This is a genomic window from Vibrio marinisediminis (assembly GCF_014050145.1).
Classification (GTDB): Bacteria; Pseudomonadota; Gammaproteobacteria; order Enterobacterales; family Vibrionaceae; genus Vibrio; species Vibrio marinisediminis.
On the sequence record NZ_JACFYF010000264.1, the window covers coordinates 1 to 268 of the forward strand.

Here is a 268-nt window from a genome sequence, read left to right on the forward strand (position 1 = left end):
TGAAGGGGAAGCCGACCGTTCTCTGGTGGCGGCGAGCACTCCGGCCGCTCGGGTGGCGGAGCTGCACAACCATGTGGATGTCGATGGCGTGATGCAGATGCGCCGGGTTGAGGCGGTTCCGGTACCGGCCAACGCGAGTGTCAGCCTGGCCCCGGGCGGTTATCACCTGATGTTGATCGACCTGGCGGCCCCCTTGCATGAGGGTGACGAGGTGACGCTCAGCCTGACCTTCGATGATGGCCAGACCCTGGAGCTCGAGGCGCCGGTG

1 protein-coding gene is annotated in these 268 nt (G+C 66.4%); it reads left to right on the forward strand.

The annotated features are described in order from the left end of the window. Positions 1-268, forward strand: a 268-nt coding sequence (locus H2O73_RS21130) for a copper chaperone PCu(A)C (protein ID WP_182110810.1), incomplete at both ends; no start/stop codon positions are given.